Below are 21,360 nucleotides of genomic sequence, written 5' to 3'. Positions count from 1 at the left end.
TCTAGAAATGCGGGGATGGGCGCCGCGCCCGCATGGCCTGCATGGGCGCGCGCGTCTGGTAGTCGGGGACCACGCGCACGTCGGCCTCGCCCGGCACGCGCGCGTAGCGGCCGAAGCCGTCGGGAACGGGATCGCCGACCTCCAGGTCGGCCAGCGTCGCGCCGTCGTCGTCGTGCAGGGTGATGCGCAGATGCGGCGGCTGCAGCCCGTACGACTCGCCAGGCTGCGGCGCGAAGCGGCGTTCGCTGCGCAGCTGCGAAAAGGTCGCGACGAAGGCCGCGGCGTCGAAATCGGGCACGGGCAGTTCGCGCCACGCGGCGCGGTCGCTGCGCATGCGCAGCGTGACGTCCCGCGTGGCCAGCGTGATGCCGGCGACCTGGTCGGCGTGCCAGGCGTACAGGCGCTGAGGCGCGGCGGCGGAGTGGCCGTGGTCGTGGCCGTCATGGCGGCCCGGGCCCTCGTGCAGCGCCAGGCCCTGCCACAGCGACAGCAGCATGCCGGCTCCCAGCAGGCCGGCCCATGTCCAGCGCGAGCTGTGCGTCATCGGCGCCTCCACCAGACCAGCAGGCCGGCCAGCAATGCCAGCGCCGGCAGCGCCACGGTGCTGGTCCAGAACACGGCCTGCATCTGCCGGTTGGTCAGCTCGACGCGCTGGTTCTCGTAATGGCGCGGCCGTATGGCCAGCAGGGTGTCCTCGCCTGCCAGCAGCGATACGGCGTTGACGAACAGCGCGCCGTTGCCCAGTGCGGCGAAGTGCCGGTTGGTGGCGAAGTCGCTGTCGCCGAACACCAGCAGCATCGGGCGGGAGGCGCCGTGCCCGTCTTGCGAGGCCGGTCCGGTGGCAAGCGCCGCCAGGGTCAGGCGTTGCTCAGGGGCACCCGGCACGCGAGCCTGCGGCGAGGTCTGGGCCAGCGGCGTCACCAGCACGCCGTCGGGCAGGCGCTCGCCGGCGGGCAAGAACGCGGTAGCCCCGGGGAAGAAGCTCAGCGGCACGTTGCGCGTCATCTTGTGGCGCGTGTAGTCGCTGACCGCCGGGGTGCCGGGGTCGTTGCGGTAATGCGCGACCGGGTCGACCAGCGCGCCGCGCGCCTGCTCGATGCCGAAATCGGCCAGCACAGCGTCCAGCCCGTGCGGCACGCCCGGTTCCAGCAGCAGCAAGGCCTTGCCCCCATGGCGCACCCATGCGCGCAAGGCCTGTGCATCGCGCGTCTCGAAGGCGTGGCGCGGGCCCGCGGCCACCAGCACGTCGCAGCGCGGCAGGGCCTGTTCCAGGGAGCCCGCCGCGACGCCCGCGGTGGCGTAGCCCAGCGTTTGCAGCGCGTTGCGCGCCAGCGCCATGCCGTGCTGCTCGTGCACCTCGACGCGCGCCACGATGTTCTCGTCGCCGTCATGCTCTTCCAGGTCGTCGAGCGACGTCAGGCTGTCCAGCGGCGGCTCGCGGTGTCCTTGCGTGAAGCAGATGGTCTGGCCGTCCTGCTGGCCGATGCGGATCAGGGCATTGGTGAAGTCGGTCTCGGTGCCGCCGTTGATGGTCAGCCTGCGCTCGCCGCTTTGCAGCACGGCGCTACCCGCGAACTGGATGCCGGCCTCGCGGGCCAGCGCCGGGCGCAGGGCCGGGTCCACCGCGCGTATGCGCACCAGGGGATTGGCGCGCTCGTACTGGCGCAGCAGGTCCAGCGCGTCCACCATGCTCTTGTTGCGCAGGTCGTAGAACCACGTCACGTCCACCGGCCGGCTGACGTCGCGCGCCACCTGCACGCTCTCTGGCGACAGGCTGTAGACCCGCTGCGCGGTGAGATCGAGCTTGCCCAGGTGGCGGGACGACCACAGGTTCAGCGCCAGCAGCAGCGCCGCCACCGCGGCCGCGGGCAACCAGATGGCGAGCCGGCGCAAGGCCAGCCGGCTGGATCCGGCTCTCATCTCAGCCTCCAGCGCTTCAGGTTGAGGGCGGCCACCACGAGGGCGAACAGCCCCATGCTGGCCAGCGTGACGCTGGCCGGGCCGGGCAGCACGCCGCGGATGTAGTCCACGTGCTGCGCGGACAGCGACATCGCCTGGAACAGCGGCGACAGGGCGGGCAGGGCGTCGAGCGCGGCCGGGTAGTCGATGAACCACAGCAGCACCAGGATGCCCCAGGTGATGCTGGCGGCCACGACCTGGTTGCTGCACGCGCTGGAGACGGCGATGCCGATGGCCAGGAACACCGCGCCATACAGGAAGACGCCGATGTAGCCGCCCAGGATGGGGCCGTAGTCGGGCTGTCCGTACCAGACCAGCGGCAGCACGGCCACGCCCGTTCCCGCCAGCATCAGCAGCAGCATGGTCAGGCCGGCGCAGAACTTGGCCGCCACCAGGGCGGCATCCGACAGCGGCAGCGTCAGCAGCAGTTCCAGCGTGCCCTGGCGCGCCTCTTCGGCGAAGGCCCGCATGCTGACCAGCGGCATGACCAGGATGAGCAGGATGGTCATGTTGTGGAAGGCCGTGACCATCTGGCCCGTGCTGACGAAGAACAGGTTGAAGCTGAACAGGTAGCCGGACAGTGCCCAGAACACGGCCAGCACGGCAAGCGCCACCGGTGAGCCGAAATCGGTGCGCAGCTCTTTGCGGTACAGCGCGGCCAGGGCTCTCACGCGCGCCTCCGGATGTCGGGCGCGTTGGAGGCCAGCGCCAGCGCGGCGAGCAGGCGCGCCTCGACGGCCGGCTCGCCCGCCAGCACGGCCACTACCTGCGCGTGCGACAGCACGGTGCGCAGCACGGCGTCGCAGGTGTCCGACGGCGGCGACGCCGACCAGTGCAGCCGCCACTCGCTGCGTCCCGCATCGATGGACGCGACGTCGATCCGGTCTACGCCCGGGAACGCGGCCAGCGCCGTGCGAAGCGCCTCGTGGCGGTCGTGCGGCAGGGCGAGCCGCAGCGTCAGCGCGGCGCGGCCCGTGTGCAGCGAGGCGTCGTCGATGAGCCGTCCGTCGCGCAGGACGATGATGCGCGTGCAGAGCGCCTCGATCTCCTGCATCAGGTGGCTGCTGAACACCACGGCGCGGCCCTGTGCGCAGCGACGGATCATGGCGCGCGCCTCGACGATCTGCACCGGGTCCAGGCCATTGGTGGACTCGTCGAGCAGCAGCGCCGGCGGGTCCGCCAGCACGGCTTGCGCCAGGCCGACGCGCTGCCGCTGTCCCTTGGAAAGACGCCCCAGCGGGCGGTCCGCCAGATCGTCCAGGTCGAAGCCCGCCATGGCGCGCTCGACGGCGGCGCGGCGCGCCACGGCCGACTCCGGCATCTTGACGTCGGCCACGAAGCGCAGGTAATGCCGTACCGTCAGTCCGTCGTACAGGGGCACGCGTTCGGGCAGATAGCCCACGGCTCGCGTGCCGCGGTTGCCCGTGTGCGGACGGCCGCAGATCGTCACTCGGCCGGCGTCGGGCGCGTGGTAGCCCGCCATCAGCCGCAGCGTGGTGGTCTTGCCGCTGCCGTTCGGGCCGAGCAGGCCGACGATCTCGCCCGGCTCTATCGCCAGCGAGACGTCATGCAGGATCTGGCGCGAGCCGAACGACTTCGACACGCCCTCGAGCGCGATGACCGGGGCCATGCGGCGTCAGTCGAAGACTTTGGTCTTGGCGTTCTGCGCGTGCTGCTGCGCGTCGTGGCTGTACCAGATCTGTCCGCGCTGGGAATCGCGGATCTGCTTGAGCCGGTCGATGGCCTGCATCGAGGCGTTGGTGTTCCAAGTGATGCCGGGGATGACGCCCGCCTCGTTCTCCGCGGTGTAGATCGCGTCGGCGGCCAGCAGGACGGTGCCCGTGTTCTTCAGTTTCACCTGCAGCGACTGGTGGCCCTGCGTGTGGCCCTTGGTGTCCAGCAGCACGATCGTGCCGTCGCCGAACAGGTCGAAGTCGCCCTCCACCTGGATGAAGTCGTAGTCGCGGGTCGAGTCGTAATCCTTCAGCACATAGGCCGCTCGCTGGAATTTCTCGGGCCACCATGCCGCGCGCAGCTCCGCCTTTTGGACGACGTGCTTGGCGTTGGGGAACATCTTGATGTTGCCGGCATGGTCCAGGTGGAAGTGCGAATACACGACGTACTTCACGTCGGCGACCTCGAAGCCCGCCGCCTTCAGCTGCCGGTCGATGACTTCGTCGCGGCTCTGCATGGAGCTGAAGGCGCCGCACAGGCCCTGGCCCCAGTAATTGGCGCAGTTGCCATCGGCGGTGGCCTGGTTCATTCCGGTGTCGAACAGCACCAGCCCGCGCGGATGCTGGATGACGTAGGCCGGGACCGGAATCTTGATCTTGGTACCCACGTCGACCATCGCGGTCATGAAGCCCTTGTCGAGCTCGATCTTGCCGACCGACAACTGCATCAGCTTCACGTCCGGCCCGGCGGCGCCCGCGCCGTTGCCCGCCACGTCGGCTCCGTGCGCCGACATCCCCATCGCCATAGCCATGGCGCCCAGCAGCCCTGTCCAGACTCTTTTCATTGTCGTCTCCTCGTTATGCTGCACGAAACCGGGCGCTGCGCGCCGCAGGCGGATACCGGCGCGCCGGATGTATCCCCGGTCTTGCCGATGCAGATTCTTCTTATGGAAAAGCACTCTGCCCGAGGCTCTCGCGGCTGGCTATTAGGGTTTCCTTAACCGGGGGTTCGCTGCCACTAAAGTGGGTTATCGGAACTCCAGGATTGCCATGGCCTTTCCCAGCGACTGCGGCGTGTAGTCGTCCCACGGCGCGTTCCCCACGTCCAGGCGATCGTGCGCATTGGCGATCGTCCATTGCGCGGCGCCGGACAGTCGCGGCAGTTCGTCCCACGCGATGGGTACCGAGATGCCCATGCCGGAACGCGCCCGCGCGGACCAGGCCGCCACCGTGGTGGCGCCGAAGCCGTTGCGCAGGTAGTCGACGAAGATCTTTCCCACGCGGTTCTTCGGGCCGCTCTTGGCCACGAAGCGCTGCGGCAGCGTGCGGGCCAGGTGGCGCACGATGACTTCGGAGAACTGCCGCACGGCGTCCCAGTCGTATTGCTTGCGCAGCGGCACGACCACGTGCAGTCCCTTGCCGCCGCTGGTCTTCAGCCAGCACGCCAGGTCCAGTTCGCGCAGCAGCGCCTGCACCAGCTGCGCGCCCTCGCGAATGGCGGGCCACGCCACGCCGTCGCCAGGGTCCAGGTCGAACAGCATGCGGTCGGGCCTGGCGATGCTGGTCTTCACCGCGTTCCAGGTGTGGAACTCCACCACATTCATCTGCGCAGCCGACAGAATGCCCATGTCGGTCGCCACTTCCATCATCGGCGGGTGGTCGGGGTAGAGCTTCTCGGGCAGGTTCCGGACGTCGGGGATGGTGCCGTCCTGGTGCTTCTGGAAGAACAGCTGATGATGTATGCCCTGGGGGGCGCGCAGGAAGGCGACGGGCCTGCCTTTCAGGTGGGGCACCATCAGCGGCGCGACCAGCCCGTAGTAGCGGGCCAAGTCCAGCTTGGTCAGCCCCGTGGACGGATCGATGACGCGCTCGGGACTGGACAGCCGTCCCGACGCCGTCTTGCCCGAAGACGACTTCGACGCGGGCCGGGTCGTCGCGGGCTTGCTGCCCGTGGCGCGCGGCGTTTCCTTCGGCGGCGCCTGCGGCCGCTCGCGCACGATGGCGCCCGCCGGCTTGTCGCCGCGCAGCCCCCGGAACACCGGATGGCGCACGTGCCCGCCCTGGGTCCATTCCCCGAACGACACCTCGGCCACCAGTTCGGGCCGTACCCAGTGCGGCCGGCCTTCGACGCCCGCGCGGCTGCGCAGCGCGGACCGGTCGGTGCGCAAGGCGTCCAGCTGCTGCTTCAGCCGCCGGAGCATGTCGTCGTCGAAGCCGGTGCCCACGTTGCCCGCGTAGCGCAGGCCGCCCTCGTCGTCGTGCACCGCCAGCAGCAGGGATCCGAAGCCCACACGCCGCCCGCCCGGATCCGTGTAGCCCACGATCACGAACTCCTGCCGCTGGCCGCACTTCAGCTTGATCCAGTTATCCGAGCGGCGCGACACATAGGTGGAGTCGCGGCGCTTGCCGATGATGCCTTCCAGGCCCATGCCGCAAGCCGTGCGCACCAGTTCGCTCGGGCCGGCATCCAGCGTGGCGCTGAGCTGCACGGCCTTGCGCCGGATCGGCGCCACCAGCTGTTCCAGCAGCGCGCGCCGCACCGTCAAAGGTTCGCCGCGCAGGTCGCGGCCCGCCACGTAGGGCAGGTCGAAGGCGAAGAACTGGATGCCTGCCGTGCGCCCGTTGTCGAAGGCGTTCTGCAGCGCCTGGAAGCTGGGCGTACCCTGGTCGGTCAGCACGACGATCTCGCCGTCCACCCAGGCATCGGCCTTGGCCCGCGCCAGGGCTTCGGCCAGGTGCGGCATGCGGTCGGTCCAGTCGTGGCCATTGCGCGTGTAGAGTCGCGCCTGCCCGTTCTCGATGCGCGCCAGGATGCGGTAGCCGTCGTACTTGATCTCGTACAGCCAGTCCGCGGCGGAGGCGGGCGCGCGGTCCACCAGCGTGGCCAGCTGCGGCTTGAGCGTGCGCGGCATGTCGCTGGCCACGCCGGGCATGGCCGCTTCCACGGCAGGCGCCTGTTCCGTCTGCCGCGACCGCGTCGACGCTGCGCGCCGCTTGCCGCGCAGCGGGACCACGCTGTCGGGCATTTCGTCCACCACACTGAACTCGGCGTCGGGACGGGCCAGTTCGTCGCGGTCCTTGATCAGCAGCCACGTCGGCTGCTTTTCGTCCCCGCGCTTCAGGCGCACCAGGGCCCACTGACCCTGCATCTTCACGCCGCGCAGCGTGAACTTCAGGTGGCCTTCGCGATACCCCTTGCGAGGGTCGCCCACGGGCTGCCAGGTGCCTTCGTCCCAGATGATGACCTTGCCCGCGCCGTACTGCCCCTTGGGAATCTCGCCTTCGAACTGGTTGTAGGCGATGGGGTGGTCCTCGACCTGAACGGCCATGCGCTTGATGGTGGGGTCGTAGCTGGGGCCCTTCGGCACGGCCCAGCTCTTCATCGCGCCGTCCAGTTCCAGGCGCAGGTCATAGTGCAGCCGGGTGGCCCAGTGTTTCTGGATCACGAAGGCCGGCTCGCGCGTGTTGGCGCGGCCGCCGCCGGCCGGCTCCGAGGTGACGGAGAAGTTGCGCTTTTCCCGATAGGTCTTCAGCGAGGCCGGCATGGTTCAGGCAGCGGGTCGTACGGCTTGCGACGATGGGGCCGCAGGCCGTCACGCCGCCTTGCGTGCGCGCGAGGACTTCGCGGACGCCTTCTTCGCCGCCGTCTTGGCGGCGGTCTTGGAGGCCCGCTTGGCCGCGCTCTTGGCCGCCGTCTTGCGCGCCGCCTTGGCCGGTTCGGCGCCGGAGGACCCGCCGCGCTTGCCCTTCAGGCTGCGCTGCAGCAGCTCGGTCAGGTCGATGACGTTGCCTTCGTAGCTGGGCGCTTCCTCCTGCGGCTCGACCACCGTCTCGGTCTTGCCGGCCTTCACCTTCCTGTCGACGAGGTCCATGATGGCCTGCCGAAATTCGTCCTTGAAGTCTTCGGGGTCCCAGTCACCCGACATGTCGTCGACCAGCATGCGGGCCATCTTCAGTTCGGCGGCGCTGGGCGACATGGCCTTGGATCCGACACGCGGCAGGTCCAGGTCGGACATGGGCTTGATCTCGTCGCCCCAGCGCATCAGGTTCAGCACCATGGCATCGCCCGTGGGCACCAGCGCGGCCAGATGCTGCTTGGTCTGGATGACCACCTTGGCGATGCCGATCTTGCCGGCCTTGGCCAGCGTGTCGCGCAGCAGGGCATAGACCTTGTGGCCCTTGTTGATGGGCTCGATGTAATAGGGACGCTCGAGGTACATGAACGACACCTGGGCCGCGTCCACGAACATCTGGATCTCGATGGTCTGCGTGGTGCGCGGGTAGGCCTGCTCGATCTCCTCGGGCGACACGATCACGTACTCGCCCTTCTCGTACTGCACGCCCTTGACGATGTTCTCGCGATCGATTTCCTTGCCGGTGCGCTTGTTGATGCGCTTGTAGCCCACCGGATCCATCGACCGCTTGTCCAGCCAGTCGAAGTCCACGCCGGACTCGGTGGCGGCGGTGTGCAGGCCGACCGGGATGTGGACCAGACCGAACGAAATCGCTCCTTTCCATATGGTGCGTGTGGCCATGGTGTCCTCCTGTCGCGGCGCCGCGTGCGGTGTTATTGGGGACATTCCCTCAGCAAGCCGCGTGCCCGTGTGCGTATGGCGCAGGAGTGCCCGAGCGAGCACTGCGCGCAGCCGGCGCGGCGTGCTCGTGGGCTATGCTAGTCCGACGCGTACCGCTTCAGGACCCGCTCATGGATATCCGCTTCCGCGGCAACAAAGCCCAGGGCAATCCCTCCAACGGCTTGTGCGACGAATATCGGGTGAACGGCATCGCCAGCCTGCAGGACCTGATCGACGCCTACCGCCAGATCGCCGCCGACCATCCCACCTGCAGGCCGCTGTTCACGCTCGATAATCTTGCGCAGGCCTGCTATACCTCGGGCCACGCGCGCGGCCGCTACCATCTTGTGGACATCACGGGCCTGCACATGGAAGGCCTGCCGCAGGAATGGTTCGAGGATGGCACGTTCGTCGGAGACCTGGATTCGAAGGCCGAATTCCCCGTGTGCGCGTATGGCTACGAGCGCTTCGTCGCGCACGCCACGTTCGACCAGGCCTGCGCGCATGGGCTTGCCATGGATCCCGCGGCGCTGGAAGAGTGGACCTCGTTCCAGGACGATCCGGTGGCGCTGCTGGATCAGCCGCTATCGGCGCTGGTGGTGCCCGTGGTCCATTCGTACGAAGCGCTGGCGGCCTTTCCGAATGGGTACTTCAGCTGCGACCTGGGACCCCATCACTGCTTCGCCGTGGCGCGCCACTTCTGCCGCCAGCATGGTTACGAACTGATCGGCAGCGGCGCCTCATACCTGGGACTGCTGCGCGATGCGCCGCCGGATGCCGAGCGCGCCGAGGCCATCGCCACGGACGTCTGCGCGCTGTACAACGCGCGCGGCCGCGCGCGACAGGCCCTGGCCGCCGCGGTGGTCGAGGGCATCGCCGGCCGCCGGCATCTGTGGCTGCGTTATACCGAGTAGCGCGCGGCCGGGCATGCCGGTTGCTGGAATGGACACTCGTCAATCATGGAGGACTCAGCATGACGAACGATCGTTCCAGGGCGCCCGCCGATCCGCAACGCCCACAGCCCGGCGCCGGCGCGCACCAGAAGGGCCCCAACGAGGACATCCGCAGCCGTAGCGCGGACCCGGGCCAGAGCAGTTACGGCGGATTCAAGAACGAGGACACGCGCCGGCAGGCCCAGGACCTCGACAAGGAAAAGGGCGGCGGACAGCATTGATGTTTCACCCGCCCTACAGGGAAATCCCTGTTCCGTCCCTGTAGCGGCATGGCGACAGTCATTAATTCATGACAGTCATTGCGCGGTATGCTCGGCCTCAGAGAGGACGTCCGAGTGAACCAGAACAATGTGATTTACAAGGGCTATCGCCTGACGGCCAAGGTCGTCAGGGGGCCCCTAGCCGCGCTGGCCGACACGCCCAGCGGGCCGGTGTTCACGGCCACGGTTCTGGTGGTGCCCGCCAGCGCCATCCAGGATCCGGGCCATGAGTATCCCGTCCCGTGCTTCATGGAAGGCGGTTTCGTGTACAGCCCCCGCGAGGCCGTGCACGCGGCCGTCAGCCATGGCCAGCACATCGTCGATGGCCTGATGGGCGTGCAGCTTTAGCGTCAACAGGCCCTGGCTGCCGCCCGCCCTGCTCCCGGCCCGCGGCGCAGGCGGGCGCCGCGCTATGGCTGCGCCGCGCCAAAGGTATCGCACTGGCGCAGGTCCCCGCTTTCGTATCCCCGCTTGAACCAGCGCACGCGCTGCGCGGAACTGCCGTGCGTGAAGGCATCGGGCACGACGTAACCCTGGCTCTTGCGCTGCAGCGTGTCGTCGCCGATGGCGCTGGCCGCGTTCAGGCCTTCTTCGATGTCCCCGTCTTCGAGAATGTTGCGCGCCTGGTCCGCGCGGCGCGCCCACAGGCCGGCATAGCAGTCGGCCTGCAGCTCCATGCGCACCGACAGCGCATTGCCCTGCGCGGGATTGCGCCGCCGCAGCGCGTCGACCTGGCCCGCCGTGCCCAGCAGGTGCTGGACGTGATGGCCGACCTCGTGCGCGATGACGTAGGCCTGCGCGAAATCGCCGGGCGCGTTCAGCCTGCGCGCCATTTCGTCGAAGAAGCTCAGGTCGATGTACACCTTGCTGTCGGCGGGGCAGTAGAAGGGGCCCATGGCCGATTGCCCCGTGCCGCATGCGGTGGGCGTGGCCCCGCGGAACAGCACCAGCGTGGGCGGCTGATACGGCTGTCCGACGTGCTGTTTGAAGAGCTCGCTCCAGGTGTCTTCCGTCTCGCCCAGCACGCGCGCCACGAATTTCGTCTGCGGGTCGCTGGCGGGCGCCTGGCTGGGCTGCTCGATGGCGGGGCCTTCGGCCATCTGGAGCACCACGGACGGGTCGATGCCGAAGTACATGGCGACCAGCGCCAGCACGATGGTGCCTACCCCTATGCTGCCGCGCCCCACCCGCGGGCCGCGACCGCGGCGGTCTTCGATGTTGCTGCTTTCTCGTGAATCGCCCATGCGCATGATGTGTCTCCCCTTGGCCGTGCGGCCGTGGCTACCAGGGCAATGTTAGGATAATCGCCATGGCTCTGCTTCTCTCCATCCATCCGGACAACCCGCAGCCGCGGCTGATCAAGCAGGCGGTGCAGTGGCTGCGCGACGGCGGTCTCCTCGCGGTGCCTACCGATTCGAGTTATGCACTGGTGGCGCGGCTGGACGACAAGGCCGCGGCCGACGCGCTGCGCCGCATCCGGGGACTGGACGAGCGCCATCATCTCACGCTGCTGTGCGGCGACCTGGCCGAAATCGGCCAGATGGCGCGCGTGGACAACCGCCAATACCGCCTGCTGAAGGCGGCGACGCCCGGACCATGGACTTTCATCCTCGAGGCCACGCGCGAGGTGCCGCGGCGGGTATCGCACCCGTCGCGCAAGACCATCGGCATCCGCGTGCCGGATCACAAGGTCGTGCATGCGCTGCTGCAAGAAGCGGGCGCGCCGCTGTTGTCCACCACGCTGATCCCGCGCGGCGAAGAAGACGCATTGAACGACCCCGAGGAAATCGTCGCGCGCTACGCGCACGAGCTGGCCGCGGTGGTCGATTCCGGCGCCTGCGCGCAGGCGCCCACCACCGTGGTGGACCTGACCGGCGATGCGCCGCTCGTCGTGCGCCGGGGCCTGGGCGACCCAGCGGTGCTGGGGCTGGCCGCTTGAGGCGCCGCCCGCGGCCGCGCCGCGTCGCGCGCGGCGCCGATACGCCCTGGTACCCGACTCGCACACTACAATTGCGCTCGCCATGAACGACATCATCCAGACCATCACGGTCTATGCCATTCCGGTGATCTTCGCCATCACCCTGCACGAGGCCGCGCACGGCTACGTGGCGCGCATGTTCGGCGATCCCACGGCGTACGAGGCGGGCCGCATCAGCCTGAATCCCGCGCGGCACATCGATCCGATCGGCACGCTGCTGGTGCCCGCGCTGATCCTGCTGACGTCCAAGCTGATGGGCGGGGCAGGCCTGCTGTTCGGCTGGGCCAAGCCGGTGCCGGTCGATTTCGGGCGGCTGCGCCGTCCCAAGAAAGACATGCTGTGGGTCGCGCTGGCGGGTCCGGCGGCCAATCTTTTCATGGCCCTGGCGTGGGCGATCGCGCTGCGGATCTACATCCAGAACGGCACCACCGAAGGCTTCTGGGTCGAGATGTCCATGGCCGGCATCAACGTGAACCTGGCGCTGATGGCGTTGAACCTGCTGCCGGTGCCGCCGCTGGACGGCGGGCGCATCGTCTACAGCCTGCTGCCGCACCGCGCCGCCTACCAGTACGGCAAGCTCGAGCCGTACGGCCTGGTGATCGTGCTGGTGCTGCTGGCCACCGGCGTGCTGTGGGTGGTGCTGGGGCCCCTGCTGGCGCTGGGCCGGGCCGTGGTCGGCTGGTTTCTGTTCCTGTAGCGGGGCGCGTCGATATCCGCTGCGGACAATATCCGGTAAACTCTTCCGTTTAGTCGGGGCAAGCGTCCTGGCGGTGATGCCGGGGCAATGCCCCGGTAGGTCAGGGCACGAGGCCCTGGTTGATCAGGGCGGGAAGCCCTGGTGGTTATGCCGGGATGAAGCATCCCGGGTGCGGAGTTACCCCGAATGGTCTCTACTGCTCGCGCTGCGGATCCGGTCTTCCAAGGCAGCATGGTCGCATTGGTCACCCCCATGCGCCCCGATGGCAGCCTGGATTACGAAGCCTATCGCGCGTTGATCGACTGGCACGTCGCCGAAGGCACCGATGCGCTGGTCGTGGTCGGCACCACGGGCGAGTCGCCCACGGTGTCCATGGACGAGCACGCGGAACTGATCCGTGTGGCGGTCGAGCACGCCGCCAGCCGCATTCCCGTCATCGCGGGCGTCGGCGCCAACTCCACCGACGAGGCCATCCACCTGGCCCGCCACGCGCACGCGGTCGGCGCACACGCGGGGCTGTCGGTGGTGCCGTACTACAACAAGCCCACGCAGGAGGGCATCTACCGCCATTTCCGCGCCATTGCCGAGGCCGTCGAGCTGCCCACGGTGCTGTACAACGTGCCCGGCCGCACCGTGGCCGACATGAGCAACGATACTGTGCTGCGCCTGGCGCAGGTGCCGGGCATCATCGGCATCAAGGAAGCCACCGGCGACATCGGCCGCGGCGCGCTGCTGCTGCGCGAAGCCCCCGAGGGCTTCCAGGTGTTCAGCGGCGACGACCCCACGGCCGCGGCCCTGATCCTGCTGGGCGCGCGCGGCAATATCTCGGTTACGGCCAACGTGGCGCCCCGGCTCATGCACGAACTGTGCGCCGCGGCGCTGGCCGGCGACGTGCCGCGCACGCGTGAACTTAATGCGCGCCTGGCGCGTCTGAACAAGGCTTTGTTCGTCGAAGCCAATCCCATCCCGGTCAAATGGGCGCTCGCCCAGATGGGCCGCAGCGAACTGGGCTACCGCCTGCCGCTGGTCGAACTCGGCGCCGCGCACCATGCCACCGTGCGGCAGGCGCTCCATGAAGTCGGCCTGCTTTAAATACGTGAGGACGTGTATGAACAAACGTCATGCCGGCTTGTCGGCATTGATGGCCTTGGCCCTGCTGTCGGGCTGCAGCGAAGTCAGTCAGGTGCTCGGCACCGATGAAGCGATCGACTACAAAGGTACGCAGCGAGGGCAGCCCCTCAGCATTCCGCCCGACCTGACGCAGGCTGCGTCCGATCCGCGCTACCGCGCGCCGGCCAGCGGCTCCACCACCTATACGCAATTCCAGCTGCAGGGCCAGGCGCAGCAGCAGGCTGCCGCCAGTGCGGCAGGCTCGAACGTGCTGCCTTCCCGCACCGATATGCGTGTCGAGCGCGATGGCAACATCCGCTGGCTGGTGGTCGAGCGCCCGCCCGAAGAGGTCTTCCCCAAGGTGGTCGACTTCTGGACCGACACCGGTTTCTCCGTCGCGGTCAACAGCCCGCAGGCTGGCCTGATTGAAACCAACTGGGCCGAGAACCGCGCCAAGATCCAGGAAAGCTGGATCCGCCAGGCGCTGGGTTCGCTCATCGACATGGCCTACGATAGCGGCGAGCGCGAGAAATTCCGCACCCGCGTCGAGCGCGTCAACGGCCGTACCGAAATCTACATCAGCCACCAGCAGATGGTGGAGAAGCGCTACGGTTCGGACGATGCCCAGGTCGAATGGACCCACGGCACCGAAGATCCCGGCCTGAACGCGGCCATGCTGGCGCGCCTGATGGTCTACCTGGGCACCGACACCGACCGCGCCCGCCAACTGGTGGCGCAGGCCGAGGCCAATCCGCAGCGTCCCGCCATCCAGCAGGACGTGCGCGCGCAGGGCGCGTTGCTTGTCATCAACGAGTCGTTCGACCGGGCGTGGCGCCGCGTCGGCGTCGCGCTGGACTCGGGCGGCTTCACGGTGGACGATCGCGATCGCAGCGCGGGCGACTACTACGTGCGCTATCTCGATACCGACACGGGCGCCAAGCGCGAAGATCCCAACTTCTTCAGCCGCATGTTCGGCGGCAAGCCCGCCACCGCGCCGCAGTACCGCATCCACCTGAGCGACAGCGGCGGGCAGACCCAGGTCACTGTCCTGGACGCCAACGGCGGGCGCGACAACAGCACCACCGCGCAGCGTCTGCTGGGCGTGCTGCGCGAGAAGATGTAGTTGCTGGCGGAACGGGCCGCGCGTCAGCGGCCCGTCTCGACTAGACAAAGCCGGCGAGCATGTGACTGCTCGCCGGCTTTTTCATGGGCGTGTGAGGCGCGTCGGCCGCGCCTGGCCAGGCCGCGCTTCGTCGGCCGCGCCTAGCCGGCCGCGCGTAGCCGGCCGCGCCTAGCCGGCCGCACCCAAACAAATGCCCCGGATCGGCGATCCCCGCCCCTGTCACAGGGAACGGACCGATCCGGGGCGTCATGCCCGCTGCCGGCCGAAGCCGGCAGCAGCCGGGTGCTTACGACGCGGGCGTGGTGGTCGAGCCGCCCGAACCGCCGGTGCCCGGGGTGGTGCCGGGGCTCGAAGGCGTGGTCGACGGGGCCGTGGACGGCGCCGGGGTGGTCGTGGACGGGGTGGTGCTGCCAGCGGGCGGAGCTTCTTCGCTCTTCTTGCAAGCGCTCAGCGAAACAGCGGCAACCATGGCGGCGAGAATCAGCGATTTGCGCATCATCATGTCGAGACTCCTCTTTGAATGAGATGTATGGACCCCCCTAGGGGAAACCATGACCCAGGCTACAGGAATCAGCCATACGCCGTAGTGTGGAAATTAAAGCGGAGGCATCCCAACCGCAACAAATCTTGCGTGTTCGTGTATTGAATGTGGAAATGTCACGGCGGGTTCAGACCCGCTAGCGTTCTGTGCGATGCGGATACGCCGAAGTGTCGGGATGATACGAATCCGGGGCCGGAGCGCGGCGGGTTTGTTGCGCCCCCGCCGCAAGCGCTATGCCGGCCGGTAGTGCAGCCAGCCCGCATCCAGCCATTCGGCCAGACAATCGCGCGCGTCCTCGTCCACGACGCGGCAACGCCGGTCGGCGCAATCCAGTTCGCGCGCGTCGGCCAGCGCGCGCAGCGCGGGCGATGGCGGCACGGGCGCGGTTTCCCCATTGATGAACAGCTGGCGGCCGCGATACAGCATGCGGGTGCGGCGGTCCAGCACCAGCCGGCCTTGGTCGGGCCATGCCTCTGACAGGTCTGGCGCCTCGCCGGCCGTGTCGTCGTCGAACACGCTGAGCGAATTGGGTTCGGTCAGCCAGCAGCCGAGAAACCGCGCGGCCAGCGCTTCGTCGAAGCGCAGCTTGTCCAGGGTGTCCAGCGTGGCCTGCAGCAGGGCGTCGGGCAGCGCGGCCGGGGTGGCCGTGGCGGGCTGGCCGGGGTCCCGGTACAGGCCTGCCGGCGCGGGGCCGGGCAGGGGCGGATCGCCATAGGGGCCGGCGGGCTGGCCCAGCCGGGCCATGGCCTGGTCGGCCGCGGCCTCGAGCAGGCCGCGCGCCAGCGCGGCCATCGACGGTGCGCGAAAACCGATCGAGATGGTCATGCAGTCGTCGTCCAGCGCCACGCCGTCGTGCGCGGCCTGGGGCGGCAGGTACAGCATGTCGCCCGGCTCCAGCACGTAGTCTTCCTCGGGCTCGAAGTTGGCCAGGATCTTCAGCGGCAGGTCGGGCACCAGCGACAGGTCGCGCTGGCGGCCATAGCGCCAGCGGCGCCGGCCCGCGGCCTGGAGCAGGAACACGTCGTAGCTATCGAAATGCGGGCCCACGCCGCCGCCGGTGGAGGCCAGGCTGATCATGATGTCGTCCAGCCGGGCATCAGGCACGAACCGGAAGCGCTGCAGCAGCTCGCTGGCCGCATCGTCGTGCAGGTCCACGCTTTGCACCAGCAGCGTCCAGTCCGGCTCGGCCGGCTTGGGCAGCCGCGCGAAGGGGCCGTTCTCCATCTGCCACTCGCCCCGTTCGCGCCAGATCAGGCGCGACTCGACGTCGTCGCGGCGCGCCAGGCGCTTGAGCGCGGCGGCCGGCACGGGCGGCTTGAAGCCGGGGATGGCCTGGCGGATCAGCAGCGGCTTGCGCTGCCAGTAGCGGCGCATGAAGGCATCGGGGGTCAGGCCGCCCAGCAGGTCGCTGGGCTGGTCGGGCGCGGGATTCATGACTGGTGGGCCTTGAGTCGGTACAGCGCTTCCAGCGCTTCGCGGGGAGTGAGGCTGTCGGGATCGATGGCGGCGAGTTCGTCGCGCAGGGCGTGCAGGGCCTCGCTGGCATCCTGCCGATCGGCCTGCGCCTGCGCGTGCGCGTCGGCATCGATGGCCGCGGCGAACAGGCCGAGCTGCGGCGTGGGCGCGCCCTGGGCCTCGAGGCGTTCCAGTTCGCGCGAGGCCTGACGGATGACCGCGGGCGGGATGCCGGCGCGCTGGGCCACCTGGATCCCGTAGCTGCGGCTGGCCGGGCCTTCGCGCACCTCGTGCAGGAACACGATGCCGCCGGCGGATTCGGCGGCGGCCAGGTGCACGTTGGCGGACGTGGGCTGCTCGGCCGGCAGGCGCGTCAGCTCGAAGTAATGCGTGGCGAACAGCGTCAACGCGCGGTTGTGGGTGAGCAGGCGGCAGGCGATGGCCCAGGCCAGCGCCAGGCCGTCGTAAGTCGAGGTGCCGCGGCCGATCTCATCCATCAGCACCAGGCTGTGCGGCGTGCTGGCGGACAGGATGGCGGCGGCTTCGGTCATCTCCATCATGAAGGTCGAACGTCCGCCCGCCAGGTCGTCGGCCGCGCCGATGCGCGTGAAGATGCGGTCGATGGCGCCCACGCGGGCGCTGGCAGCGGGCACGAAGCTGCCCGTGCGCGCCAGCAGGGCGATCAGCGCGGTCTGCCGCATGTACGTGGATTTACCGCCCATGTTGGGGCCGGTGATCAGCAGCATGCGGCGCGTGGCGTCCAGCCGGCAGCCGTTGGGCGTGAAGCGCTCGATGGCGCGTTCGACCACGGGATGGCGGCCGGCCTCGATGTCGATCTCGGCGTTGTCGGTCAGCTCGGGCGCCACCCAGTCGTGGCGCCGTGCGTGATGCGCCAGCGCCGCCAGGGTGTCCAGTTCGGCCAGCGCGGCCGCGCACAGGGTCAGCGGCGGCACGTAGGCGGCCAGCGTGTCCAGCAGTTGTTCGTACAGCCACTTCTCGCGCGCCAGCGACCGGTCCTGTGCGGACAGCACGCGGTCTTCCCAGGTCTTCAGCTCGGGCGTGATGTAGCGTTCGGCGTTCTTCAGCGTCTGGCGGCGGCGGTAGTCGTCGGGCACCTTGTCGGCCTGGCCGCGCGTGACTTCGATGTAGAAGCCGTGCACGCGGTTGAACTCGACGCGCAGATTGCCGATACCGGTGCGCTCGCGCTCGCGGGCTTCGAGCTGCATCAGGAAGTCGCCGCCGTCGGTGGCCAGCGCGCGCAGCTCGTCCAGTTCGGCGTCGTATCCCTGCGCGATGACGCCGCCGTCGCGGATCTGCACGGCGGGCTCCGCGGCCACGGCCCGCAGCAGCAACTGCGCCAGCGCGGGGTCGGGCGCCAGCATGGCGGTCAGTTCCTGCAGCCGCGCCGTGGCGGGCTGCAGCTGGCCCAGCAGTTCGTGCAGCGCGGGCAGGGTGGCCAGCGCATCGCGCAGGCTGGCCAGTTCGCGCGGACGCACCGAGCGCAGGGCGACGCGCGAGGCGATGCGTTCGATGTCCGGAAAGGGGTTCAGCGCCTCGCGCAGGGTGTCGAGCATTTCGGCGGCGCCGAAGGCCTGCTCGGGATGCAGGCGCGCGCCCAGCAGCGCGGCGATGGCCTGCTGGCGCGCCCGCGCGGGCGCGTTTTCGCGCAGCGGATGATGCAGCCAGCGGCGCAGCAGCCGGCTGCCCATGGGCGTGCGGCAGCTGTCCAGCAGCGAGAACAGGGTGGGCGAATCTTCGCCCGCCAGCGTCTGGGTGAGTTCGAGGTTGCGGCGCGTGACGGGATCCAGCACCACATACAGGCCGGGACGCTCGGCCATCAGCTGCTGCACGTGCGCCAGGGCCTGCGACTGCGTGCGCGCCGCGTAGCGCAGCAGCGCGCCGGCGGCGCAGATGGCGGCGGGCATGTCCTCGACGTCGAAGCCGGCCAGCGAGTCGGTCTTGAAGTGGGCCAGCAGGTGCGCGCGCGCGCCGTCGCGTTCGAAGTGCCAGTCGGGTATGCGCGCCACCGCGCCGTCGAAGGCCACGGTGAGCTCGGCGCCATCGGCGCAGATGAGCTCGGCCGGAGCGATGCGGGCCAGTTCGGACTCGAGCTGCGCGGGCGCGCACTCGGTGACGCGAAACTCGCCGCTGGCCAGGTTCAGCCACGCCAGCCCGGCGCGCGCCTCGCGCGCCTTGCCGCTGGACCACAGCGCGGCCAGCGCCCGGTCCGCCTTCGCGGGCAGCAGCGCCTCGTCGGTAAGCGTGCCCGGGGTGACGATGCGCACGATGCGGCGCTCCACCGGGCCCTTGGACGCGGCCGGATCGCCGATCTGCTCGCAGATCGCCACCGATTCGCCCAGCGCCACCAGTTTCGCCAGGTACTGTTCCATGGCGTGCACCGGCACGCCGGCCATGGGGATGGGCGCGCCGTTGGAGGCGCCGCGCTTGGTCAGCGTGACGTTGAGCAGGCGCGCGGCGCGTTCGGCGTCTTCATAGAACATCTCGTAGAAGTCGCCCATGCGATAGAACAGCATCAGCGGCCCGGCTTCTGCTTTCAGCGCCAGGTACTGCTGCATCATGGGAGTGTGGCCGGAGGTGTCGGTCTTGGGCATCAAGTGGGGGCGGGTGGTCTTGTCCGGTGCGTGCACCCCGCGCGGCGTGACGCGACACGGGGGCGGAAAGCCGATTATTTGACCATGTTCGGGCCGCGCTGCGCCAATGGCGGGCGCGGCTTGCCCGTACCGCCCTGCGCAACGCTCACCTGGCGTCGTACCCGTTCGATGCGCCCGCGGCGACCGCCTGCGCCGGCACGCCGGCCGCCTCGTCGGCGCGCTCGTGCTCCATCGCGCCCTGCACCATGTCCTCGGTCACGCGCAGCTCCGCGCCCACCGGCGTCATCTGCGCCGCCGAGGCGAACGGGGCCACCGGCGCCGGGGCGGCATACCGGTTGCGCTGGCGCAGGAAGAACGCCACCAGGCTGGCGTTGAGCAGGGCGAAGGCCAGGAACAGGCCGTTGGCGCCCACATGGTCCATCACCCAGGAGATGACCAGCGGGCTGACGGCCGAGCCGATGGAATTGATCAGCAGCAGGCCCTGGATCATGCGCACCAGTTCGTCGGCGGGGGCGCGGTCGGCCGCGTGGCTGACGGCCACGGGGTAGATCGCGAAGATGCCGCCGCCCAGCAGGAACAGCAGCGCCGCAAGGAACAGCGGGGACAGCGGCAGCAGCAGGATTGCCAGAGACAGCGCCAGGCAGAACACGCCCAGCGCGATCAGCACCGTGCGGCGATCCCGGTGATCGGACCAGCGGCCCACCGGGTACTGCAGCACCATCGCGCCCAGGATGGTGCTGGCCATCATCTGGCCGACCTGCTCCACGCTCAGGCCGATGCGCTGCAGGTACAGGGGCAGCAAGGTGTAGACCGCGGCGATGGCGACGCCCGAGCCGAAGCACCCGACCACGCCGGTGGGCGTCATGCGCAGCAGGTGGCGCGGCGACAGCGGCTCGATGCGTTCCACCAGCGGCGATACGCGCGGGATCATCACCATCGGCATGACCGACAGCGAGGCCAGCATGCCCGCCACCATGAAGGGGGCCGCGTCGCCCCACTGGTCGATGGTGCCCAGCTTCCACTGGCCCAGCATGCCCGAGCCGTACAGCACGATCATGTAGACCGCCAGCAGGCGGCCGCGCAGCTTCTGGTCGCCCGCCAGCAGCAGCCAGCTTTCCACCACCAGGAACACGCCTACGATGGCCCAGCCGGCGACCAGGCGCAGGACGAACCACGACCACGCGTCCAGATGGAGCCCCTGCAGCAGCACCGTGACGGCGATGAGCGAGGCGAAGCAGCTGTACGCGCGGATGTGCCCGATGCGCACGATCAGGCGATCGTTGAACACCGCGCCCAGCGACAGACCGATGAAGTAAGAGGCGGACACCATGCCGATGACGGTGGCCGACACGCCCGCGGCGTCGAGCCGCAGGGTGGTGAGAGAGGCAATGAAACCATTGCCGATACAAACGATGAAAAGCCCGAGCAGGGGCCCCAGCACCAAGGCCAGCAGTTGCCGCGACATTGCGTTCCTGAATCGAAGGAAGGCCGCGGGCCTGCATGCCCGCGCGCCGGATGTTCCCCCAGGCAACGCCGCTACGGATTCTTTGGTGCCGCTGCTGAAAATTGCGCCGCGAATTTTACGCCGACGCCTGCCGTTGGGAAGGGGCGGGCGGCGTCGCGGCCAGTGGTGTGGCGCAGCCGCCACGCCCGGCGAGATCAGGCCTCGGCCGAGGCTTCGTCCGAAGCGGCAGCCGCAGCGGGCTGGGCCTGGCTGATCAGCGCCGGCCAGGTGTTGATGGACAGCAGGTGGCAGTAGACCAGCGGCAGCCAGCCGTTGGCGCGCCAGCGCAGGAAGGTCTCGTCGGGCAGCTTGTTCAGCCTGGCTTCGTCGACCACCTTGAAGCCGGACAACGCCAGGCGCTGGCCGTCGGGCAGGGTGATGTCGGCGCGGTTCTCGACCAGCAGGTCGGCCTCGGCCAGGGCGCGCGCGAACTCCATCGTGTAGGCGTGCTGGTTCTGGTAGTCGCGGCAGAACTCCAGCGCGCTGCGGGCCAGGGCGGTGGGCTCGCCAGCTTCGTCGAAGAACGGATTGTCGCGCCCTTCGACCACCGAGGCGGCCTTCTCGTCCACGCACAGCGTGAACTGGCTGCGGTCGGCGTTCTCCATGAAGATGAAGGGATAGCGGCGGATGTAGGCCGGGATGTAGGTGCCGGCGCGCCACTGGCCTTCGGCGTCGACGAACAGGTTTTCCTGGCCGCGCACGCCCAGCACGGCGACGGGCGAGGGCTGGTCGCCATCGGTGAACACAATGGGGAAGTGGCGGCACGCGGTCGGCAGCTCGGTGGCCACCAGCGGCACCGCATTGGTCTTGGCGGCGAAGCCGAAGCCGGTATTGCCGGCCAGCGACAGGTTGGCGTGCGCGCCGGCCGCCAGGGGCCGGGGTTGCTGGTAGAACAGCGGAAGCGAAGTCTGCGTAGTCATG

General features: G+C 69.2%; 20 protein-coding genes. 8 read left to right on the top strand and 12 right to left on the bottom strand.

What is annotated here, in order from left to right; translation table 11 throughout:
* Position 1 precedes the first annotated feature (1 nt).
* The 7 genes from CAL15_RS12010 to ku all read right to left on the bottom strand — a co-directional run bounded on the left by CAL15_RS12010 (position 2) and on the right by ku (position 8,167).
* A complete protein-coding gene (locus tag CAL15_RS12010) occupies positions 2–544 on the bottom strand; it encodes a DUF4340 domain-containing protein (protein ID WP_086078797.1) in 543 nt (180 codons plus the stop codon).
* A complete protein-coding gene (locus CAL15_RS12005) occupies positions 541–1,920 on the bottom strand; it encodes a GldG family protein (protein WP_086078796.1) in 1,380 nt (459 codons plus the stop codon). Before CAL15_RS12005 ends, CAL15_RS12010 begins: the two co-directional genes overlap by 4 nt.
* Positions 1,917–2,630, bottom strand: coding sequence for an ABC transporter permease (locus CAL15_RS12000; protein WP_086078795.1), 714 nt, complete (start codon positions 2,628–2,630; stop codon positions 1,917–1,919). The genes CAL15_RS12005 and CAL15_RS12000 overlap by 4 nt, the downstream gene beginning before the upstream one ends.
* On the bottom strand, positions 2,627–3,589 hold the full coding sequence (locus tag CAL15_RS11995; protein WP_086078794.1) for an ABC transporter ATP-binding protein: 963 nt from the start codon (positions 3,587–3,589) through the stop codon (positions 2,627–2,629). Before CAL15_RS11995 ends, CAL15_RS12000 begins: the two co-directional genes overlap by 4 nt.
* A gap of 6 nt (positions 3,590–3,595) precedes the next feature.
* Positions 3,596–4,477, bottom strand: a complete 882-nt coding sequence (locus CAL15_RS11990; RefSeq protein WP_086078793.1) for an N-acyl homoserine lactonase family protein — start codon at positions 4,475–4,477, stop codon at positions 3,596–3,598.
* 183 nt (positions 4,478–4,660) lie between these two features.
* Positions 4,661–7,177: a DNA ligase D gene (gene ligD / locus CAL15_RS11985; RefSeq protein ID WP_086078792.1), complete on the bottom strand. Its 2,517-nt coding sequence runs from the start codon at positions 7,175–7,177 to the stop codon at positions 4,661–4,663.
* 48 nt (positions 7,178–7,225) lie between these two features.
* Entirely contained in the window at positions 7,226–8,167 is a 942-nt protein-coding gene (gene ku / locus CAL15_RS11980; protein ID WP_086078791.1) for a non-homologous end joining protein Ku, read from the bottom strand.
* A 170-nt stretch (positions 8,168–8,337) separates the two neighbouring features.
* Between ku and CAL15_RS11975 the strand changes: the two genes are divergently transcribed.
* From CAL15_RS11975 to CAL15_RS11965, 3 genes are all read left to right on the top strand, one after another.
* On the top strand, positions 8,338–9,120 hold the full coding sequence (locus CAL15_RS11975; protein ID WP_086078790.1) for a DUF4253 domain-containing protein: 783 nt from the start codon (positions 8,338–8,340) through the stop codon (positions 9,118–9,120).
* 59 nt (positions 9,121–9,179) lie between these two features.
* On the top strand, positions 9,180–9,380 hold the full coding sequence (locus CAL15_RS11970; protein WP_086078789.1) for a hypothetical protein: 201 nt from the start codon (positions 9,180–9,182) through the stop codon (positions 9,378–9,380).
* Between the two features lie 114 nt (positions 9,381–9,494).
* On the top strand, positions 9,495–9,767 hold the full coding sequence (locus CAL15_RS11965; protein ID WP_086078788.1) for a hypothetical protein: 273 nt from the start codon (positions 9,495–9,497) through the stop codon (positions 9,765–9,767).
* Positions 9,768–9,829: 62 nt separating this feature from the next.
* Here the strand turns inward: CAL15_RS11965 and ypfJ are convergent, their stop codons facing one another.
* On the bottom strand, positions 9,830–10,669 hold the full coding sequence (ypfJ, locus tag CAL15_RS11960; RefSeq protein ID WP_198299210.1) for a KPN_02809 family neutral zinc metallopeptidase: 840 nt from the start codon (positions 10,667–10,669) through the stop codon (positions 9,830–9,832).
* Between the two features lie 59 nt (positions 10,670–10,728).
* Here ypfJ and CAL15_RS11955 point away from each other — a divergent pair, with 59 nt between their 5' ends.
* The 5 genes from CAL15_RS11955 to CAL15_RS24410 all read left to right on the top strand — a co-directional run bounded on the left by CAL15_RS11955 (position 10,729) and on the right by CAL15_RS24410 (position 14,851).
* Complete coding sequence (locus CAL15_RS11955; RefSeq protein ID WP_086078787.1) at positions 10,729–11,358, top strand: L-threonylcarbamoyladenylate synthase; 630 nt, start codon at positions 10,729–10,731, stop codon at positions 11,356–11,358.
* Between the two features lie 82 nt (positions 11,359–11,440).
* A complete protein-coding gene (locus CAL15_RS11950) occupies positions 11,441–12,094 on the top strand; it encodes a site-2 protease family protein (RefSeq protein ID WP_086078786.1) in 654 nt (217 codons plus the stop codon).
* Between the two features lie 186 nt (positions 12,095–12,280).
* Positions 12,281–13,186 (top strand): 4-hydroxy-tetrahydrodipicolinate synthase, encoded by a 906-nt coding sequence (gene dapA, locus CAL15_RS11945; protein ID WP_086078785.1) that lies wholly within the window; start codon positions 12,281–12,283, stop codon positions 13,184–13,186.
* A gap of 16 nt (positions 13,187–13,202) precedes the next feature.
* Positions 13,203–14,327: an outer membrane protein assembly factor BamC gene (gene bamC, locus CAL15_RS11940; RefSeq protein ID WP_086078784.1), complete on the top strand. Its 1,125-nt coding sequence runs from the start codon at positions 13,203–13,205 to the stop codon at positions 14,325–14,327.
* A gap of 248 nt (positions 14,328–14,575) precedes the next feature.
* Positions 14,576–14,851 (top strand): hypothetical protein, encoded by a 276-nt coding sequence (locus CAL15_RS24410; RefSeq protein ID WP_157666649.1) that lies wholly within the window; start codon positions 14,576–14,578, stop codon positions 14,849–14,851.
* A 248-nt stretch (positions 14,852–15,099) separates the two neighbouring features.
* Here CAL15_RS24410 and CAL15_RS11930 read toward each other — a convergent pair whose 3' ends face one another.
* The 4 genes from CAL15_RS11930 to CAL15_RS11915 form a co-directional block, all read right to left on the bottom strand.
* Positions 15,100–16,302 carry a ribosomal protein uL16 3-hydroxylase gene (locus tag CAL15_RS11930; protein ID WP_086078783.1) on the bottom strand — a complete coding sequence of 401 codons (1,203 nt, stop codon included), beginning with the start codon at positions 16,300–16,302 and terminating at the stop codon, positions 15,100–15,102.
* On the bottom strand, positions 16,299–18,935 hold the full coding sequence (gene mutS / locus CAL15_RS11925) for a DNA mismatch repair protein MutS (protein WP_420042546.1): 2,637 nt from the start codon (positions 18,933–18,935) through the stop codon (positions 16,299–16,301). The genes CAL15_RS11930 and mutS overlap by 4 nt, the downstream gene beginning before the upstream one ends.
* Positions 18,936–19,080: 145 nt before the next feature.
* Complete coding sequence (locus tag CAL15_RS11920) at positions 19,081–20,400, bottom strand: MFS transporter (protein ID WP_086078782.1); 1,320 nt, start codon at positions 20,398–20,400, stop codon at positions 19,081–19,083.
* A gap of 194 nt (positions 20,401–20,594) precedes the next feature.
* Positions 20,595–21,359 carry a SapC family protein gene (locus CAL15_RS11915; RefSeq protein ID WP_086078781.1) on the bottom strand — a complete coding sequence of 255 codons (765 nt, stop codon included), beginning with the start codon at positions 21,357–21,359 and terminating at the stop codon, positions 20,595–20,597.
* Between the last annotated feature and the right edge of the window lies 1 nt (position 21,360).

The organism is Bordetella genomosp. 13 (assembly GCF_002119665.1).
Lineage (GTDB): Bacteria > Pseudomonadota > Gammaproteobacteria > Burkholderiales > Burkholderiaceae_B > Bordetella.
Note: the sequence above shows the minus strand (reverse complement) of the source record. Positions and strands in the feature narration are given on the sequence as shown.

What these genes read in the sequence shown, in the direction of transcription:
- CAL15_RS12010 (WP_086078797.1), bottom strand. Translation starts at nt 544, where the DNA reads ATGACGCACAGCTCGCGCTGGACATGGGCCGGCCTGCTGGGAGCCGGC.
- CAL15_RS12005 (WP_086078796.1), bottom strand. Translation starts at nt 1,920, where the DNA reads ATGAGAGCCGGATCCAGCCGGCTGGCCTTGCGCCGGCTCGCCATCTGG.
- CAL15_RS11995 (WP_086078794.1), bottom strand. Translation starts at nt 3,589, where the DNA reads ATGGCCCCGGTCATCGCGCTCGAGGGCGTGTCGAAGTCGTTCGGCTCG.
- CAL15_RS11990 (WP_086078793.1), bottom strand. Translation starts at nt 4,477, where the DNA reads ATGAAAAGAGTCTGGACAGGGCTGCTGGGCGCCATGGCTATGGCGATG.
- ligD (WP_086078792.1), bottom strand. Translation starts at nt 7,177, where the DNA reads ATGCCGGCCTCGCTGAAGACCTATCGGGAAAAGCGCAACTTCTCCGTC.
- ku (WP_086078791.1), bottom strand. Translation starts at nt 8,167, where the DNA reads ATGGCCACACGCACCATATGGAAAGGAGCGATTTCGTTCGGTCTGGTC.
- CAL15_RS11975 (WP_086078790.1), top strand. Translation starts at nt 8,338, where the DNA reads ATGGATATCCGCTTCCGCGGCAACAAAGCCCAGGGCAATCCCTCCAAC.
- CAL15_RS11970 (WP_086078789.1), top strand. Translation starts at nt 9,180, where the DNA reads ATGACGAACGATCGTTCCAGGGCGCCCGCCGATCCGCAACGCCCACAG.
- ypfJ (WP_198299210.1), bottom strand. Translation starts at nt 10,669, where the DNA reads ATGCGCATGGGCGATTCACGAGAAAGCAGCAACATCGAAGACCGCCGC.
- CAL15_RS11955 (WP_086078787.1), top strand. Translation starts at nt 10,729, where the DNA reads ATGGCTCTGCTTCTCTCCATCCATCCGGACAACCCGCAGCCGCGGCTG.
- CAL15_RS11950 (WP_086078786.1), top strand. Translation starts at nt 11,441, where the DNA reads ATGAACGACATCATCCAGACCATCACGGTCTATGCCATTCCGGTGATC.
- dapA (WP_086078785.1), top strand. Translation starts at nt 12,281, where the DNA reads ATGGTCTCTACTGCTCGCGCTGCGGATCCGGTCTTCCAAGGCAGCATG.
- bamC (WP_086078784.1), top strand. Translation starts at nt 13,203, where the DNA reads ATGAACAAACGTCATGCCGGCTTGTCGGCATTGATGGCCTTGGCCCTG.
- CAL15_RS24410 (WP_157666649.1), top strand. Translation starts at nt 14,576, where the DNA reads ATGCCCGCTGCCGGCCGAAGCCGGCAGCAGCCGGGTGCTTACGACGCG.
- CAL15_RS11930 (WP_086078783.1), bottom strand. Translation starts at nt 16,302, where the DNA reads ATGAATCCCGCGCCCGACCAGCCCAGCGACCTGCTGGGCGGCCTGACC.
- mutS (WP_420042546.1), bottom strand. Translation starts at nt 18,935, where the DNA reads ATGCCCAAGACCGACACCTCCGGCCACACTCCCATGATGCAGCAGTAC.
- CAL15_RS11920 (WP_086078782.1), bottom strand. Translation starts at nt 20,400, where the DNA reads ATGTCGCGGCAACTGCTGGCCTTGGTGCTGGGGCCCCTGCTCGGGCTT.
- CAL15_RS11915 (WP_086078781.1), bottom strand. Translation starts at nt 21,359, where the DNA reads ATGACTACGCAGACTTCGCTTCCGCTGTTCTACCAGCAACCCCGGCCC.